This is a genomic window from Caballeronia sp. LZ003 (assembly GCF_031451465.1).
Classification (GTDB): Bacteria; Pseudomonadota; Gammaproteobacteria; order Burkholderiales; family Burkholderiaceae; genus Caballeronia.
In genome coordinates this window covers 2,905,500-2,923,744 of the sequence record NZ_JARUXJ010000001.1, presented here as the reverse complement: position 1 = coordinate 2,923,744, position 18,245 = coordinate 2,905,500, and the positions used below count along the sequence as shown (strand labels likewise).

The following is an 18,245-nucleotide window of genomic DNA, read 5'->3' as shown; positions in this document are numbered from 1 at the left end:
GGAAATGGTGATGCCGGGCGACAACGTGTCGATCACGGTGAAGCTGATTGCACCGATCGCCATGGAAGAAGGTCTGCGCTTCGCTATCCGCGAAGGCGGTCGTACCGTCGGCGCAGGTGTGGTTGCCAAGATTATCGAGTAAGAGCCAGAAATCTCTCGGTAGTCTGTAGTTTTCGGGGTCGGCGAAACCGTCGACCCCAAATGGTTTAGGGGTATAGCTCAACTGGCAGAGCGTCGGTCTCCAAAACCGAAGGTTGGGGGTTCGATTCCCTCTGCCCCTGCCAAATTATTGCGCCAAGTGGCGCTGCTTAAGGTGTTATGGCGAATCCTTCCGTCGAAACTGTAAATACTTCCGGCGACAAGTTGATGTTGGTGGCGGGCGTATTGTTGGTCTTGGCCGGGTTCGTGGGTTTCTTCTGGCTGTCAGGCCAAGAGTGGTACGTCCGCGGCGCAGCGCTGGCTGTTGGTGTCATCGCGGGTGTCGCAGTCGGCCTCCTCTCGACGCCGGGCAAGGGCTTCATCGCCTTCGCGAAAGACTCCTATAAGGAAGTCCGCAAGGTTGTCTGGCCCACCCGCAAGGAAGCAACGCAAACGACCCTCGTGGTCTTCGCGTTTGTTTTAATCATGGCCATCTTCCTTTGGCTTAGCGATAAGTCGATCGAATGGGTGATTTTCTCGGCGATTCTGGGTTGGAAATGATATGAGCGATACTCCGGCATCCCCGAGCGGAAAACGTTGGTATGTGGTGCACGCCTACTCCGGAATGGAGAAGAGCGTGCAACGTGCGCTTCAGGAGCGTATCGACCGAGCAGGCATGCAAGATCAGTTCGGTCAAATTCTCGTTCCGACCGAAGAGGTGGTTGAGGTCAAGGGCGGTCACAAGTCGGTTACTGAGCGTCGTTTCTTCCCTGGCTATGTCCTGGTGGAAATGGAGATGACGGACGAAACCTGGCACCTGGTGAAGAACACTGCGAAGGTCACCGGCTTTGTTGGTGGAGCGCGCAATCGTCCGAGTCCCATCTCGCCGCGTGAAGTCGAAAAGATCATGTCGCAGATGCAGGAAGGCGTCGAAAAGCCGCGGCCCAAGACGTTGTTCGAAGTTGGCGAGATGGTTCGAGTGAAGGAAGGTCCTTTCACCGACTTCAACGGCAACGTCGAAGAAGTGAACTACGAAAAGTCCCGAGTCCGTGTGTCTGTCACGATTTTTGGGCGCTCGACGCCGGTCGAACTCGAGTTCGGTCAGGTCGAAAAGGTTTAAAAAGTTTTATCGCGTGAGGCCTTTGGGTTCTCGCGCGATTTTGCGCTTACAGTCCGCGTAATGGCTGTTGAGGAGCGTCAGTAGGCATCGTTGTTGAACGCGCGCTATCACTCATCGAACGTTTCGGCGTTCAGCAGAGGTTTTCAAAATGGCAAAGAAAATCATCGGCTTTATCAAACTGCAGATTCCTGCAGGTAAAGCCAACCCGTCGCCGCCGGTCGGTCCGGCACTGGGCCAGCGTGGCCTGAACATCATGGAGTTCTGCAAGGCGTTTAACGCGCAGACTCAGGGCATGGAGCCGGGTCTGCCGGTGCCGGTCGTAATCACGGCATTCGCGGACAAGAGCTTCACGTTCATCATGAAGACGCCGCCCGCTACCGTTCTGATCAAGAAGGCAGCCAAAGTCGACAAGGGTTCGGCAAAGCCGCACACCGATAAGGTCGGCAACATCACCCGCGCTCAAGCGGAAGAAATCGCGAAGACCAAGATGCCGGATCTTACGGCAGCTGATCTTGACGCCGCCGTGCGCACGATCGCCGGCAGCGCCCGTTCGATGGGCATCACTGTGGAGGGCGTGTAAATGGCTAAGCTTTCTAAGCGCCTTCAGGCATTCGCAAGCAAGGTTGATCGCCAGAAGCTGTACCCGATCGACGACGCATTGGCTCTCGTGAAGGAATGCGCGAGCGCCAAGTTCGACGAGTCGATCGACGTCGCAGTCCAACTCGGCATCGACGCGAAGAAGTCGGACCAAGTGGTTCGCGGTTCGGTCGTTCTGCCGGCAGGCACGGGCAAGTCGGTTCGTGTTGCTGTGTTCGCGCAAGGCGAAAAGGCCGAGCAAGCACGTGCAGCGGGCGCAGACATCGTGGGTATGGAAGACCTGGCCGAGCAAGTTAAGGCTGGTAACCTGAATTTCGACGTCGTGATCGCTTCGCCGGACACGATGCGCGTTGTCGGTACGTTGGGCCAGATCCTCGGCCCCCGCGGCCTGATGCCGAACCCGAAGGTCGGTACGGTCACGCCGGACGTCGCGCAAGCTGTGCGTAACGCGAAGGCTGGTCAAGTTCAGTTCCGCGTCGACAAGGCCGGTATCATTCATGGCACGATCGGTCGCGCATCGTTCGAACCGGCTTCGCTGCGTCAAAACCTGGCAGCACTGGTCGACGCGCTGCAAAAGGCCAAGCCGGCCACGAGTAAGGGCGTGTACCTGCGCAAGATCGCTCTGTCGAGCACGATGGGTGTCGGCGTACGCGTGGATCAAGCCACGCTCGCGCAGCAGTAAAGAATTTGGGCGCGGTCTTGAGGCCGCGCTGTAAAGGGCTTTGGGCGGTTGCGAGGTTGCAGTCTGAATCGAGCAACCGGTTGTCAAAGACCGTTGGTGGTGGCGTCGCGGTTGGGCACTGCCTTAATTCAAGCCAACGCAGATGGCGAACCCGAAACGGTTTTGCAGTGGTTGAAGTCGGTTGTCGTGCGCTGTGATGCGAACACCAATCGATCGAGATACTCCTAACAGTCGGACGCCGTTGTCGAACGTGGTGCATGAGGGTTGGTAACCCGAGTGCATCGAATCTGGAGGTTTAACCGTGCCACTGAACAAAGAAAGTAAGCAGGCAGTCGTCGCTGAAGTCGCCGCGCAAGTCGCGAAGGCTCAGACGATGGTGCTCGCTGAGTATCGTGGGATCACGGTTGGCGATCTGACCAAGCTGCGCGCGAAAGCGCGTGAGCAACAGGTGTATCTGCGCGTGTTGAAGAACACGTTGGCGCGTCGCGCCGTCGAAGGTACCCCGTTCGCTTCGCTGGCTGAGCAGATGACCGGTCCTCTGATCTACGGCATCTCGGAAGATGCCATTGCCGCTGCCAAGGTCGTCAATGACTTCGGCAAGAGCAATGACAAGTTGATCATCAAGGCTGGTTCCTACGAAGGCAAGGTGATGGACAAGGCAGGCGTGCAAGCGCTGGCCAACATCCCGAGCCGCGAAGAACTGCTCTCCAAGTTGTTGTTCGTCATGCAAGCACCTGTTTCCGGCTTTGCGCGCGCTTTGGCCGCGCTGGCAGAAAAGAAACAAGGCGAAGCTGCATAACGCACACGCTTGGGCGCCAGTCGCTCAGTTAGGTATTAGCTAGATCGCTAGCTCGATCCGAATTCAATCTAGGAGTATTTCAAATGGCAATCGCAAAAGAAGACATCCTCGAAGCCGTTGGCTCGATGTCGGTTCTCGAACTGAACGAGCTGGTCAAGGCGTTCGAAGAGAAGTTTGGCGTGTCGGCAGCTGCTGTTGCAGTCGCTGGCCCCGCAGGCGGCGGCGCTGCTGCTGCTGTTGAAGAGCAAACCGAGTTCACCGTGAACCTGCTCGAAGTTGGTGCGAACAAGGTTTCCGTGATTAAGGCCGTTCGTGAACTGACGGGTCTTGGCCTGAAGGAAGCGAAGGACCTGGTCGACGGTGCACCGAAGCCCATCAAGGAAGCGGTGCCGAAGGCTGCTGCTGACGAAGCAAAGAAGAAGTTGGAAGACGCAGGCGCGAAAGCTGAAATCAAGTAAGTTTCATTGCGCTGTGTTGAGGCTGGCGGTTTTCCACCGCCGGCCTTTTTGTGCTTTGTGAGGGCAGAGTTTTTATGCGTGTAATCAAGCATAAATGTCCTCGCAGAGGCCAAAGAGAACAGTCGGGTCAGCATGAATTTCCGGCAGTTCTCTTTGTCTTCTGAAGCGACTGCAGAAGGCAAGTTTGGTCGGGTAGCGGGAAACACAGGCATCCGCTGCCGTCAGCCAGCGGTTGGTAGCGGCCAACCACCAAGCTTCTAGATTCGCGCGTCCTCCCCGGACATTCGCGCGAATCTCAGTCGGTGAACACCGGGCCGTGACGTCGAGGTATCCCGCCTCGCCAACGCCCGCCGTGATTCGGAGATCGTATGCAATATTCCTTCACCGAGAAGAAGCGTATTCGCAAGAGTTTCGCGAAACGCCCCATCGTTCACCAAGTTCCCTTTTTGCTGGCGACCCAGCTTGAATCATTCCAGACGTTTCTGCAAGCGGATACGTCCTCCACGCAACGCAAGGCGGAAGGCCTGCAAGCTGCATTTACCTCTGTTTTTCCGATCGTTTCGCACAATGGGTTTGCGCGTCTCGAGTTCGTCAGCTACATGCTGTCGCCGCCCGCGTTCAACATCAAGGAATGTCAGCAGCGCGGCCTGACGTACTGCTCCGCCTTGCGCGCGAAGGTGCGTCTGGTTTTGCTCGACAAGGAATCGCCGAGCAAGCCGGTGGTCAAGGAAGTGAAGGAACAGGAAGTGTACATGGGCGAAATTCCGCTCATGACGCCGACGGGTTCGTTCGTCATCAACGGTACCGAGCGCGTGATCGTGTCGCAGCTTCACCGTTCGCCTGGCGTGTTCTTCGAACACGACAAGGGCAAGACGCATAGCTCCGGCAAGCTGTTGTTCTCGGCTCGTATCATCCCTTACCGCGGTTCGTGGCTCGACTTCGAGTTCGACCCGAAGGACGTGCTGTACTTCCGCGTCGACCGTCGCCGCAAGATGCCGGTCACGATTCTGCTCAAGGCTATCGGCATGACGCCCGAGCAGATCCTCGCGAACTTCTTCGTGTTCGACAACTTCGCGCTGATGGGCGAAGGCGCGCAAATGGAATTCGTGCCGGAGCGCTTGCGCGGTGAAGTCGCGCGCTTCGACATCCAGGACCGCGATGGCAATGTCATCGTCACGAAGGACAAGCGAATCAACGCGAAGCACATTCGCGACCTCGAAAACGCCAAGACGAAGTTCATCTCGGTGCCCGAGGACTATTTGCTCGGCCGCGTGCTGGCGAAGAACGTGATCGATCCGGAAACGGGCGAAGTGATCGCGAACGCCAACGAGGAAATCACCGAGACGGTGCTCGAAAAGCTGCGCGAGGCGAAGGTCAAGGAAATCCAGACGCTCTACACGAACGATCTGGACCAAGGCCCGTATATCTCGTCGACGCTGCGTATCGATGAAACCGCCGACAAGATGGCCGCGCGTATCGCGATCTACCGCATGATGCGTCCGGGCGAACCGCCGACCGAGGAAGCAGTCGAGGCATTGTTCAACCGTCTGTTCTACAGCGAAGACGCGTATGACCTTTCGAAGGTCGGCCGCATGAAGTTCAATCGCCGCGTTGGCCGCGATGAAATCATCGGCCCTATGACGTTGCAAGACGACGACATCCTCGCGACCATCAAGATTCTCGTCGAGCTGCGTAACGGCAAGGGCGAAGTGGACGACATCGACCACTTGGGCAATCGTCGCGTGCGTTGCGTCGGCGAACTGGCGGAGAACCAGTTCCGCGCGGGTCTCGTGCGTGTCGAGCGCGCGGTGAAGGAACGCCTCGGTCAAGCCGAAAGCGAAAACCTGATGCCGCACGACCTGATCAACTCGAAGCCGATTTCGTCGGCAATTCGCGAGTTCTTCGGTTCGTCGCAGTTGTCGCAGTTTATGGACCAGACCAACCCGCTGTCGGAAATCACTCACAAGCGCCGTGTTTCGGCACTTGGCCCGGGCGGTTTGACGCGTGAGCGCGCTGGCTTCGAAGTTCGCGACGTGCACCCGACCCACTATGGCCGCGTGTGCCCGATCGAAACGCCGGAAGGTCCGAACATCGGCCTGATCAATTCGCTGGCTCTTTACGCGCACCTGAACGAATACGGCTTCCTCGAAACGCCGTATCGCAAGGTGGTGGATAGCAAGGTGACGGATCAGATCGACTATCTGTCGGCGATCGAAGAAGGCCGTTACGTAATCGCGCAGGCGAATGCCGCCGTGGGCGAAGACGGCACGCTGACCGACGAACTGGTTTCGTCGCGTGAAGCAGGCGAAACGCTGATGGTCACGCCGGACCGCATCCAGTACATGGACGTGGCGCCGTCGCAGATCGTGTCGGTGGCGGCATCGCTGATTCCGTTCCTTGAGCACGATGACGCGAACCGCGCGTTGATGGGTTCGAACATGCAGCGTCAGGCAGTGCCGTGTTTGCGTCCTGAAAAGGCCGTGGTCGGTACGGGTATCGAGCGCACGGTCGCGGTCGACTCGGGTACGACGGTGCAGGCATTCCGCGGCGGTGTCGTGGATTACGTCGATGCCGGCCGTATCGTGATTCGCGTGAACGACGATGAAGCCGTCGCCGGCGATGTCGGCGTGGACATCTACAACCTCATCAAGTACACGCGTTCGAACCAGAACACGAACATCAACCAGCGTCCGATCGTCAAGGTGGGCGACAAGGTTGCGCGCGGCGACGTGCTGGCCGACGGCGCATCCACGGATCTGGGTGAGCTCGCGCTCGGTCAGAACATGCTGGTCGCGTTCATGCCGTGGAACGGCTACAACTTCGAAGACTCGATCCTGATCTCGGAAAAAGTCGTGGCGGACGATCGTTATACGTCGATCCACATCGAAGAACTGAACGTCGTGGCTCGCGACACGAAGCTCGGACCGGAAGAAATCACGCGCGACATCTCGAACCTTGCGGAAGTGCAGCTTGGCCGTCTGGATGAGTCGGGCATCGTGTACATCGGCGCAGAAGTCGAAGCGGGCGACGTGCTGGTCGGCAAGGTCACGCCGAAGGGCGAAACCCAGCTGACGCCGGAAGAAAAGCTGCTGCGCGCGATCTTCGGTGAGAAAGCGTCGGACGTGAAGGACACGTCGCTGCGCGTGCCCTCGGGCATGAGCGGGACGGTGATCGACGTGCAAGTGTTCACGCGCGAAGGCATCACGCGTGACAAGCGCGCGCAACAGATCATCGACGACGAACTGAAGCGCTATCGCCTCGACTTGAACGACCAGTTGCGTATCGTGGAAGGCGACGCCTTCTCGCGTCTCGCACGTATGCTGAACGGCAAGGTCGCGAACGGCGGTCCGAAGAAGCTGGCGAAGGGCACGGCGATCGATCTTCCGTACCTCGAAGACCTCGATCACTACCACTGGTTCGATATCCGCCTCGCGGACGAAGAAGCAGCGGCGCAGCTCGAAGCCATCAAGGACTCGATCGAACAGAAGCGTCACCAGTTCGACCTCGCGTTCGAGGAAAAGCGCAAGAAGCTCACGCAGGGCGACGAATTGCCGCCGGGCGTGCTGAAGATGGTCAAGGTGTATCTCGCGGTCAAGCGTCGTCTGCAGCCTGGCGACAAGATGGCGGGTCGTCACGGTAACAAGGGTGTCGTGTCGAAGATCGTTCCGATCGAAGACATGCCGTACATGGCCGATGGCCGTCCGGCCGACGTCGTGCTGAATCCGCTCGGCGTGCCGTCGCGGATGAACGTGGGTCAGATTCTCGAAGTGCATCTGGGCTGGGCCGCGAAGGGTCTCGGCTGGCGTATCGGCGAAATGCTGCAGCGTCAGGCGAAGATCGAAGAACTGCGTCAGTTCCTGACCCAGATCTACAACGAGTCGGGCCGCAAGGAAGAGCTGGAAAGCTTCTCCGACGACGAAATCGTCGAACTGGCGAAGAACCTGCGCGAAGGTGTGCCGTTCGCAACGCCGGTGTTCGACGGCGCAACGGAAGACGAAATGTCGCGCGCGCTGAATCTGGCTTATCCGGATGACATCGCGAAGAACCTCGGCATGACGCCTTCGAAGAATCAGGTCACGCTGCACGACGGCCGAACGGGCGAACCGTTCGAGCGTACGGTCACGGTTGGCTACATGCACTACCTGAAACTGCATCACTTGGTCGACGACAAGATGCACGCGCGTTCGACCGGCCCGTACTCGCTCGTCACGCAGCAGCCGCTGGGTGGTAAGGCGCAGTTCGGTGGCCAGCGTTTCGGTGAAATGGAAGTGTGGGCGCTCGAAGCGTACGGCGCGTCGTACGTGCTGCAGGAAATGCTGACGGTCAAGTCGGACGACGTGACAGGCCGGACCAAGGTTTATGAGAACCTGGTCAAGGGCGATCACGTGATCGACGCCGGCATGCCGGAATCCTTCAACGTGTTGGTGAAGGAAATCCGCTCGCTCGGTATCGATATCGATCTCGACCGCAACTAATCGGACTACGGAGAGAAAGCAATGAAAGCTCTGCTCGATCTATTCAAGCAAGTCCAGCAAGAAGAAGTATTCGACGCGATCAAGATCGGTCTGGCTTCGCCCGACAAGATCCGTTCGTGGTCATTCGGCGAAGTGAAGAAGCCGGAGACCATCAACTACCGTACCTTCAAGCCGGAGCGGGACGGTCTGTTCTGCGCGAAGATTTTTGGTCCGATCAAGGACTACGAATGCCTTTGCGGCAAGTACAAGCGTCTGAAGCACCGCGGCGTGATCTGCGAAAAGTGCGGCGTCGAAGTGACGCTCGCCAAGGTGCGTCGCGAACGCATGGGCCATATCGAACTGGCCTCGCCGGTTGCGCACATTTGGTTCTTGAAGTCGCTGCCGTCGCGTTTAGGCATGGTGCTCGACATGACGCTGCGTGACATCGAACGCGTGCTGTACTTCGAGGCATACGTGGTGATCGATCCGGGCATGACGCCGCTGAAAGCGCGGCAGATCATGACCGAAGAGGATTACTACAACAAGGTCGAAGAGTACGGTGACGAATTCCGCGCCGAGATGGGCGCGGAAGGCGTGCGCGAACTGCTGCGTTCGATCAACATCGACGAACAGGTCGAGATGTTGCGCACCGAACTCAAGAACACGGGTTCGGAAGCGAAGATCAAGAAGTACGCAAAGCGCCTTAAAGTGCTCGAGGCTTTCCAGCGTTCGGGCATCAAGCCTGACTGGATGGTGCTCGAAGTGCTGCCGGTGCTGCCGCCGGAACTGCGTCCGCTCGTGCCGCTGGATGGCGGCCGTTTCGCGACGTCGGACTTGAACGACCTTTATCGCCGCGTGATCAACCGTAACAACCGGTTGAAGCGTCTGCTCGAACTGAAGGCGCCTGAAATCATCGTCCGCAACGAAAAGCGGATGCTGCAGGAAGCCGTCGATTCGCTGCTCGACAACGGTCGTCGCGGTAAGGCAATGACGGGTGCGAACAAGCGTCCGCTGAAGTCGCTCGCCGACATGATCAAGGGTAAAGGCGGTCGTTTCCGTCAGAACTTGCTCGGTAAGCGCGTCGACTATTCGGGCCGTTCGGTGATCGTGGTCGGCCCGACGTTGAAGCTGCATCAGTGCGGTCTGCCGAAGCTGATGGCGCTCGAACTGTTCAAGCCTTTCATCTTCAACAAGCTGGAAGTCATGGGCGTAGCTACGACCATCAAGGCCGCGAAGAAGGAAGTCGAGAACCAGACGCCCGTGGTGTGGGACATTCTCGAAGAAGTCATTCGCGAACATCCGGTCATGCTGAACCGCGCGCCTACGCTTCACCGACTCGGCATTCAGGCTTTCGAGCCGGTGCTGATCGAAGGTAAGGCAATTCAGCTGCACCCGCTCGTTTGCGCGGCGTTCAACGCCGACTTCGACGGTGACCAGATGGCCGTTCACGTGCCGCTGTCGCTGGAAGCGCAGATGGAAGCGCGTACGCTGATGCTCGCGTCGAACAACGTTCTGTTCCCGGCCAACGGCGACCCGTCGATTGTGCCGTCGCAGGATATCGTGCTGGGTCTTTACTATGCATCGCGTGAAGCGGTGAATGGCAAGGGCGAAGGCATGACGTTCACGGGCGTGTCGGAAGTGATTCGCGCGTACGAGAACAAGGAAGTCGAGCTGGCATCGCGCGTCAACGTGCGGATCACGGAAATGGTCCACAACGAAGACCAGAGCGAAGGCGCGCCGAAGTTCGTGCCGAAGATCTCGTTGTTCGCAACGACGGTCGGCCGCTCGATCCTGTCGGAAATTCTGCCGCCGGGGCTGCCCTTCACCGTGCTGAACAAGCCGTTGAAGAAGAAGGAAATTTCGCGTCTGATCAACACGGCGTTCCGCAAGTGCGGTCTGCGCGAAACGGTGATCTTCGCCGACCAGCTGATGCAAATGGGTTTCCGTCTTGCAACGCGCGCCGGCATCTCGATCTGCGTGGACGACATGCTCGTGCCGCCGCAGAAAGAGACGATCGTCGGTGACGCCGCGAAGAAGGTGAAGGAATACGACCGTCAGTACATGTCGGGTCTCGTCACCGCGCAAGAACGCTACAACAACGTGGTCGACATCTGGTCGGCAACGTCGGAAGCGGTCGGCAAGGCGATGATGGAACAGCTTGCAACAGAGCCGGTGACGGATCGTGACGGCAAGGAAACGCGTCAGGAATCGTTCAACTCGATCTACATGATGGCCGACTCGGGCGCGCGCGGTTCCGCGGTGCAGATTCGTCAGCTCGCCGGTATGCGCGGCCTGATGGCGAAGCCGGACGGCTCGATCATCGAGACGCCGATCACCGCGAACTTCCGCGAAGGCCTGAACGTGCTGCAGTACTTCATCTCGACGCACGGTGCACGTAAGGGTCTGGCGGATACGGCGTTGAAGACGGCGAACTCGGGTTACCTGACGCGCCGTCTCGTCGACGTGACGCAGGATCTGGTCGTCGTCGAAGAAGATTGCGGCACGTCGAACGGCGTGGCGATGAAGGCGCTGGTCGAAGGCGGTGAAGTCGTCGAAGCGCTGCGTGACCGTATTCTCGGTCGCGTCGCGGTGGCGGACGTCGTCAATCCGGAAACGCAGGAAACGCTGTACGCATCGGGCGATCTGCTCGATGAAGACGCGGTCGAGGAAATCGAGCGCCTCGGTATCGACGAAGTGCGCGTGCGCACGCCGTTGACCTGCGAAACGCGTTATGGCTTGTGCGCTTCGTGCTATGGCCGCGACCTGGGTCGTGGTTCGCGCGTGAACGTCGGCGAAGCGGTTGGTGTGATCGCGGCGCAGTCGATCGGTGAACCGGGCACGCAGCTTACGATGCGTACGTTCCACATTGGTGGCGCGGCATCGCGTGCGGCGGTTGCTTCGACGGTCGAAGCGAAGTCGAACGGTACGGTGCGCTTCACGGCCACGATGCGTTACGTCACCAACGCGAAGGGCGAGCAAGTCGTCATCTCGCGTTCGGGCGAGGCGATCATCGCGGACGACCTCGGTCGCGAGCGTGAACGTCACAAGATCCCGTACGGCGCCACGTTGTTGCAACTCGACGGCGCGCAGATCAAGGCCGGTTCGCAACTGGCTCAATGGGATCCGCTGACGCGTCCGATCATCACCGAGTGGGGCGGTACGGTGAAGTTCGAAAACGTCGAGGAAGGCGTGACGGTCGCGAAGCAGATCGACGACGTCACGGGTCTTTCGACGCTCGTCGTAATCGACGTGAAGCGCCGTGGTTCGCAGGCTTCAAAGAGCGTGCGTCCGCAGGTGAAGCTGCTCGACGCGAACGGCGAGGAAGTGAAGATCCCGAACACCGAGCATTCGGTGCAGATCGGCTTCCAGGTCGGCGCACTGATCACCGTGAAGGATGGTCAGCAAGTGCAGGTTGGTGAAGTGCTGGCACGTATCCCGGTTGAAGCGCAGAAGACGCGTGACATTACCGGTGGTTTGCCGCGCGTGGCCGAACTGTTCGAAGCGCGCTCGCCGAAGGACGCCGGCATTCTGGCGGAAGTCACGGGCACGACGTCGTTCGGTAAGGACACGAAGGGCAAGCAGCGTCTCGTTATCACGGACCTCGAAGGCAATCAGCACGAGTTCCTGATTGCGAAGGAAAAGCAGGTCCTGGTGCACGATGGTCAGGTCGTCAACAAGGGCGAAATGATCGTCGACGGTCCTGCCGATCCGCACGATATCCTGCGTTTGCAGGGTATCGAGGCGCTGTCGCGTTACATCGTGGACGAAGTGCAGGACGTGTACCGTCTGCAAGGCGTGAAGATCAACGACAAGCACATTGAAGTGATCGTGCGTCAGATGCTGCGTCGGGTCCAGATCACGGACAACGGCGACACGCGCTTCATTCCGGGCGAACAAGTCGAGCGGTCGGACATGCTCGATGAGAACGACCGCATGACCGCGGACGACAAGCGTCCGGCCACGTACGAAAACGTGCTGCTCGGTATCACGAAGGCTTCTCTGTCGACCGATTCGTTCATCTCGGCGGCGTCGTTCCAGGAAACGACCCGCGTGCTGACCGAAGCGGCGATCATGGGCAAGCGTGATGATCTGCGTGGCCTGAAGGAAAACGTGATCGTCGGCCGTCTTATTCCGGCTGGTACGGGTCTCGCGTTCCACAAGGCGCGCAAGAGCAAGGAAATGTCGGATCGCGAACGCTTCGACCAGATCGCTGCCGAAGAGGCATTCGATTTCGGTACGCCGGAAACCCCGGCAACGGAGCAGGCGCCGCATACCAACGAGTAAGTTCTCTCGCTGGATTGTCGGTTGCAACATCGAACCGCTCGGCTTTCAGCCGGGCGGTTTTTTTTCGCCGGTTCGTTTTTGACGATTTCCACTCTGCCGATTGGCTAACGCTGTAACGAGCGCCTCGGCAGGCGAGCATGCGTTGTTAGAATTCGGTATCTCCATGTTGTAGTGAGCGTCTCCCGTCCATGTCCCGTCCGCTGCAGATCCTCAAGGAAGTTTTCGGCTATCCGGCTTTTCGCGGACAGCAGGCGGATATCGTCGAACACGTCGCCAACGGTGGCGACTCGCTCGTGCTCATGCCGACGGGCGGCGGCAAATCGCTTTGCTATCAAATTCCGTCGCTCGTGCGCAAGGAGTCGGGCTTCGGCGCGGGAATCGTCGTGTCGCCGTTGATTGCGTTGATGCAGGATCAGGTCGCGGCGCTCACCGAGCTTGGCGTGCGCGCGGCGTACTTGAACTCGACGCTCTCCGGCGCGGAGGCCGCCGCCACGGAGCGCGCGCTGCGCAACGGCACCATCGACCTTTTGTATGTGGCGCCCGAACGTCTCATGACGCCGCGCTTTCTAGAATTGCTCGAAAGCGCGCGCGTGGGTCTTTTTGCCATAGACGAAGCGCATTGCGTATCGCAATGGGGACACGATTTTCGCCCGGAATACATCCAGCTGTCCGTGCTGCACGAACGGTTCCCTTCGGTGCCGCGCATTGCGCTCACGGCGACCGCGGACGCCATCACGCGCGACGAGATCGTGCATCGGCTGGCGCTCGACGACGCGCGTATCTTCGTATCGAGTTTCGATCGGCCGAATATCCGTTACCGGATTGTCGAGAAGGACAACGCACGCTCGCAGCTACTCGATTTCATCCGCGCCGAGCATACGAATACGGACGGCACGACGGACGCAGGCGTCGTTTATTGTCTGTCGCGTCGCAAGGTGGAAGAGACCGCCGAGTGGCTGAAGGGGCAGGGCGTGCGCGCGCTGCCGTATCACGCGGGCATGGAATTCGAGACGCGGCAGAAGCATCAGGAGATGTTTCAGCGCGAGGAAGGCGTCGTGATGTGCGCGACGATTGCGTTCGGCATGGGTATCGATAAACCGGATGTGCGCTTCGTCGCGCATCTGGACTTGCCAAAGAGCGTCGAGGGCTACTATCAGGAAACCGGACGCGCGGGTCGTGACGGCATGCCGGCGAACGCATGGATGGCTTACGGACTCGGCGATGTCGTGCAGCAGCGCAAGATGATCGACGAATCCGAAGCCGACGACGCCCACAAACGCGTACAGACCGGCAAGCTCGATGCGCTTCTTGGCTTGTGCGAAACGGCTGCCTGCCGGCGCGTGCGGCTGCTGGCTTATTTCGGCGAGACGAGCCAACCGTGCGGCAACTGCGATACATGCCTGGAACCGCCCGCGTCGTTCGATGCCACGCGCGAAGCGCAAATGGCGCTGTCCTGCGTCTTCCGCGCGCGCAAAGCGAGCGGCTTCCATTTCGGCGCGGGACATCTAATCGACATTCTGCGCGGGTCGCGCAGCGAAAAGGTCCTACAGCGCGGACACGAAAGTTTATCGACGTTCGGCGTCGGCGCCGCGCTTTCCGAGCCGGAGTGGCGCGCGGTGTTTCGGCAGCTCGTCGCTTTTGGCTATTTGGCGATTGACCACGACGGCTTCGGCGCGCTCGTTCTCACCGATGCGAGCAAGCCCGTGCTGAAAGGCGAGGAGCACGTCACGCTGCGCAAATACGTGAAGCCGGTGCGTAGCCGGCAATCGTCGGGACGCACGCGGGAACGCGCCGATCCGACCACGGGCATGTCGCAACGGCAGAAGTCTCGCTGGGAGCGTCTGCGCATTTGGCGCGCAGAAACCGCCAAGAGCGACGGCGTGCCGGCCTACGTCATTTTTCATGACGCCACGCTTGCCGAAATAGCTCGAAGCGATCCGGATACGGTGGATGATCTGCGTCATATCCCGGGCATCGGCGCGCGCAAGCTGGAGCGTTTCGGCGACGAGTTGCTGGATGTCGTGACGACTGAATAAGCCAACGCTTTGCGCGGTACTCCGAAATGCGCGCAACGTGTTGACCCAATTGGGATTTTCAGCATATCATGCTAGGTTCTCGTTCTTGGTCCGTTTTCGGAACCGGCTTAGCGCCGCGTACGACAAGGGATCGAGCTTCTTCGAGAACGTTAGACGCGCATTTTCCGACGCTTTGCCCGTCGAGAATCGCGCCGAATTTGATCATTTTCAGGAATAAACGATGCCAACCATCAATCAATTGGTTCGCAAAGGCCGCACGTCGGAAACGACGAAGAGCAAGTCGCCGGCCCTGCAGGACTGCCCCCAGCGTCGTGGCGTGTGCACTCGCGTGTACACCACGACGCCTAAGAAGCCGAACTCGGCACTTCGTAAGGTTGCGAAGGTTCGCCTGACGAACGGTTTCGAAGTTATTTCGTACATCGGTGGTGAAGGCCACAACCTGCAAGAACACTCGGTCGTGCTGATTCGCGGCGGTCGTGTCAAGGACTTGCCTGGTGTGCGTTACCACATGGTTCGCGGCTCGCTGGATACCCAGGGCGTCAAGGATCGTAAGCAAGCTCGCTCGAAGTACGGTGCGAAGCGCGCGAAGGCTGGCAAGTAAGTCGCCGGTCTGCAGTCATCTGCAAGTTGTTTGAGGTCGCCGTAAGGCGGTTTAGGCGGTGGTACTGGATGCCAGTGCTATCGAGTAAGTGGTCACCCGGCCAAGCTGGTTTTGTCGAAAAGATGGATCGGGTTTGTTGGTGGCCGCGGAGCTTAAAGACTCGTTCGGAGTCGGCTCCAACTGAAAAGGTAAAGGAAGAATCATGCCGCGTCGTCGCGAAGTCCCCAAGCGGGAAGTGTTGCCGGACCCGAAATTCGGCAACGTAGATGTAGCCAAGTTCATGAACGTGCTGATGCTCTCAGGCAAGAAGTCGGTTGCCGAGCGTATCGTGTACGGCGCTTTTGAACAGATCCAGACCAAGGGTGGCAAGGACCCGCTGGAAGTGTTCACGGTTGCGCTCAACAACGTGAAGCCGGTGGTCGAAGTGAAGAGCCGTCGCGTTGGTGGTGCCAACTACCAGGTTCCGGTCGAAGTGCGTCCCTCGCGTCGTATGGCATTGGCGATGCGTTGGTTGCGTGAAGCCGCGAAGAAGCGCAGCGAAAAGTCGATGGCCCTGCGTCTTGCGGGCGAACTCTCCGAAGCGGCAGAAGGCCGTGGCGGCGCGATGAAGAAGCGCGACGAAGTTCACCGCATGGCAGAGGCCAACAAGGCATTCTCGCATTTCCGTTTCTAAGCTCCCGCTCGTAGGGCAAACGGAAAAATAAGGGCGGGTGCGCTACTCCAGGCGCCTCGCCCGTTTGTGTTAGGACGCTGCCGGCTCGTTATAGATCGAGTCGGCGGGTCGACCAAAAAAGGATCCAAAGTGGCTCGCAAGACACCTATCGAGCGCTACCGCAACATCGGTATTAGCGCTCACATCGACGCCGGCAAAACGACGACGACCGAGCGCATCCTGTTTTACACGGGCGTGAACCACAAGATCGGCGAAGTTCACGACGGCGCTGCAACGATGGACTGGATGGAGCAGGAGCAGGAGCGCGGCATCACCATCACGTCGGCTGCTACCACGGCCTTCTGGAAGGGCATGGGCGGCAACTATCCCGAGCACCGCATCAACATCATCGATACCCCGGGGCACGTCGACTTCACGATCGAAGTGGAGCGCTCGATGCGCGTCCTCGACGGCGCGTGCATGGTCTACTGTGCAGTGGGCGGCGTGCAGCCGCAGTCGGAAACCGTGTGGCGTCAGGCTAACAAGTACAAGGTTCCGCGTCTCGCGTTCGTCAACAAGATGGACCGCACTGGCGCAAACTTCTTCAAGGTCTACGAGCAACTGAAGACGCGTCTGAAGGCGAACCCGGTCCCCGTCGTCGTGCCGATCGGCTCGGAAGAAAACTTCAAGGGCGTGGTCGACCTTCTCAAGATGAAGGCGATCATTTGGGACGAAGCGTCCCAGGGCACGAAGTTCGACTACGTCGACATCCCGGCTGAACTCGTCGACACGTGCAACGAGTGGCGCGAGAAGATGATCGAGTCGGCTGCCGAAGCCAGCGAAGAACTGATGGAAAAGTACCTCGGCGGCGAAGAGCTGACCGAAGCGGAAATCGTCAAGGCGATCCGCGACCGGACCATCGCGTGCGAAATTCAGCCGATGCTGTGCGGCACCGCGTTCAAGAACAAGGGCGTGCAGCGCATGCTCGACGCCGTGATCGACTTCCTGCCGTCGCCGGTCGACATTCCGCCGGTTACGGGTGAACTCGAAAACGGTGAGAAGGGCGAGCGCCGTGCTGCCGACGACGAAAAATTCTCGTCGCTGGCATTCAAGATCATGACCGACCCGTTCGTCGGTCAGCTGATCTTCTTCCGTGTGTATTCGGGTGTGGTCAATTCGGGTGACACCGTGCTAAACGCGACCAAGGACAAGAAGGAACGTCTGGGTCGTATTCTGCAGATGCACGCGAACCAGCGCGAAGAAATCAAGGAAGTGCGCGCAGGCGACATCGCGGCAGCCGTGGGCCTGAAGGAAGCGACCACGGGCGACACGCTGTGCGACCCGCAGAGCCCGATCGTTCTCGAACGCATGATTTTCCCGGAGCCGGTGATTTCGCAGGCAGTTGAGCCGAAGACGAAGCCCGACCAGGAAAAGATGGGTCTGGCGCTGAACCGTCTGGCTCAGGAAGATCCGTCGTTCCGCGTTCAAACGGACGAAGAGTCGGGCCAGACCATCATTTCCGGTATGGGCGAGCTCCACCTCGAAATTTTGGTCGACCGGATGAAGCGTGAATTCGGCGTTGAAGCAACTGTCGGCAAGCCGCAGGTTGCGTACCGCGAAACGATCCGCGCGACGGCTGCCGATGTCGACGGCAAGTTCGTCAAGCAGTCGGGTGGTCGCGGCCAGTATGGTCACGCGGTCATCACGCTCGAGCCGAACGAACAGGGCAAGGGCTACGAGTTCCTGGACGAGATCAAGGGCGGTGTGATTCCGCGCGAATACATCCCGGCGGTGGACAAGGGTATCCAGGAAACGCTGAAGTCGGGCGTGCTGGCTGGCTTCCCGGTCGTCGACGTGAAGGTTCACCTGACGTTCGGTTCGTACCACGACGTCGACTCGAACGAAAACGCGTTCCGCATGGCCGGTTCGATGGCCTTCAAGGAAGCAATGCGCAAGGCAAGCCCGGTCATCCTCGAACCGATGATGGCCGTGGAAGTCGAAACGCCGGAAGATTACATGGGCAACGTGATGGGCGACTTGTCGGGCCGTCGCGGTATCGTCCAGGGCATGGAAGACATGATCGGCGGCGGCAAGATCGTTCGCGCCGAAGTACCGCTGTCGGAAATGTTCGGCTACTCGACCTCGCTGCGCTCGCTGTCGCAAGGCCGTGCTACGTACACGATGGAATTCAAGCACTATGCTGAAGCTCCGCGTAACGTTGCCGAAGCGATCATCAACGCCAAGGGCAAGTAAGCCCTGCAAGTCATTCGGCGAGCCACAAGCTTTTAACCGATAAACAATCTCTGAAAGAAGGTAATCATGGCAAAAGGTAAATTCGAGCGGACCAAGCCGCACGTGAACGTGGGCACGATCGGTCACGTTGACCACGGCAAGACCACGCTGACGGCAGCGATCACGACGGTG

The 18,245-nt window shown here is 59.2% G+C and carries 13 protein-coding genes, 1 tRNA gene and 1 pseudogene; all 15 read left to right on the top strand.

The window, feature by feature from the left end; all coding sequences use genetic code 11:
* Positions 1-142 (top strand): annotated as a pseudogene (locus QCE79_RS13270) (elongation factor Tu); the annotation flags it as partial.
* Between the two features lie 66 nt (positions 143-208).
* Positions 209-284, top strand: a tRNA-Trp gene (locus QCE79_RS13265).
* 34 nt (positions 285-318) lie between these two features.
* A complete protein-coding gene (secE, locus tag QCE79_RS13260; protein ID WP_244826445.1) occupies positions 319-699 on the top strand; it encodes a preprotein translocase subunit SecE in 381 nt (126 codons plus the stop codon).
* A 1-nt stretch (position 700) separates the two neighbouring features.
* A complete protein-coding gene (nusG, locus tag QCE79_RS13255) occupies positions 701-1,258 on the top strand; it encodes a transcription termination/antitermination protein NusG (RefSeq protein WP_244826444.1) in 558 nt (185 codons plus the stop codon).
* A 148-nt stretch (positions 1,259-1,406) separates the two neighbouring features.
* Positions 1,407-1,838: a 50S ribosomal protein L11 gene (gene rplK, locus QCE79_RS13250; protein WP_244826443.1), complete on the top strand. Its 432-nt coding sequence runs from the start codon at positions 1,407-1,409 to the stop codon at positions 1,836-1,838.
* Complete coding sequence (gene rplA / locus QCE79_RS13245; protein WP_244826442.1) at positions 1,839-2,537, top strand: 50S ribosomal protein L1; 699 nt, start codon at positions 1,839-1,841, stop codon at positions 2,535-2,537.
* Between the two features lie 301 nt (positions 2,538-2,838).
* Positions 2,839-3,336 carry a 50S ribosomal protein L10 gene (gene rplJ, locus QCE79_RS13240; RefSeq protein WP_250465884.1) on the top strand — a complete coding sequence of 166 codons (498 nt, stop codon included), beginning with the start codon at positions 2,839-2,841 and terminating at the stop codon, positions 3,334-3,336.
* A gap of 83 nt (positions 3,337-3,419) precedes the next feature.
* On the top strand, positions 3,420-3,794 hold the full coding sequence (rplL, locus tag QCE79_RS13235; protein WP_244826440.1) for a 50S ribosomal protein L7/L12: 375 nt from the start codon (positions 3,420-3,422) through the stop codon (positions 3,792-3,794).
* 368 nt (positions 3,795-4,162) lie between these two features.
* Positions 4,163-8,269 (top strand): DNA-directed RNA polymerase subunit beta, encoded by a 4,107-nt coding sequence (gene rpoB / locus QCE79_RS13230; RefSeq protein WP_244826439.1) that lies wholly within the window; start codon positions 4,163-4,165, stop codon positions 8,267-8,269.
* A gap of 21 nt (positions 8,270-8,290) precedes the next feature.
* Positions 8,291-12,532: a DNA-directed RNA polymerase subunit beta' gene (gene rpoC, locus QCE79_RS13225; RefSeq protein ID WP_244826438.1), complete on the top strand. Its 4,242-nt coding sequence runs from the start codon at positions 8,291-8,293 to the stop codon at positions 12,530-12,532.
* 188 nt (positions 12,533-12,720) lie between these two features.
* Positions 12,721-14,568: a DNA helicase RecQ gene (gene recQ, locus QCE79_RS13220; protein ID WP_309844666.1), complete on the top strand. Its 1,848-nt coding sequence runs from the start codon at positions 12,721-12,723 to the stop codon at positions 14,566-14,568.
* Positions 14,569-14,788: 220 nt separating this feature from the next.
* Positions 14,789-15,169 (top strand): 30S ribosomal protein S12, encoded by a 381-nt coding sequence (gene rpsL / locus QCE79_RS13215; protein ID WP_006053290.1) that lies wholly within the window; start codon positions 14,789-14,791, stop codon positions 15,167-15,169.
* Between the two features lie 202 nt (positions 15,170-15,371).
* Entirely contained in the window at positions 15,372-15,842 is a 471-nt protein-coding gene (rpsG, locus tag QCE79_RS13210; RefSeq protein WP_006053291.1) for a 30S ribosomal protein S7, read from the top strand.
* A 129-nt stretch (positions 15,843-15,971) separates the two neighbouring features.
* Positions 15,972-18,074, top strand: coding sequence for an elongation factor G (gene fusA / locus QCE79_RS13205; protein ID WP_250509591.1), 2,103 nt, complete (start codon positions 15,972-15,974; stop codon positions 18,072-18,074).
* 66 nt (positions 18,075-18,140) lie between these two features.
* The coding region (locus QCE79_RS13200) for a GTP-binding protein (protein WP_032127001.1) at positions 18,141-18,245 on the top strand (105 nt) is incomplete at its 3' end.